Annotated in this window: 1 protein-coding gene; it reads right to left on the bottom strand. The window is 50.6% G+C overall.

All coding sequences use genetic code 11. From position 1 onward, the window contains the following. Window positions 1–122: 122 nt before the first annotated feature. A partial coding sequence (locus KKC1_RS17375; protein WP_143288682.1) for a zinc ribbon domain-containing protein occupies window positions 123–257 on the bottom strand: 135 nt, incomplete at its 5' end.

Consider the following 257-nt stretch of genomic DNA (forward strand, 5'->3'; position numbering starts at 1 on the left):
ATATCTCTACTCAAGGCTTCCTGCTTCCACGACCGGGTGCTCGTAGACCAGTCCAAAGACTGTTCCGCCGCAGAGCCGGTCTCCACAGGCGTAAATTCCCGCGGAACTCGTGGTACTAAGACTTATGCCGTCTCTAGATAATTAACAAGGTTTTGGGCTGCATTTATGTCCCGGTCATGGTAAATACCGCATTCAGGACAGACCCAATATCTTGTTGACAGCTTTATGTCCGGCAGAACATAACCGCATCCGCTGCA

Source organism: Calderihabitans maritimus, from assembly GCF_002207765.1.
Lineage (GTDB): Bacteria > Bacillota > KKC1 > Calderihabitantales > Calderihabitantaceae > Calderihabitans > Calderihabitans maritimus.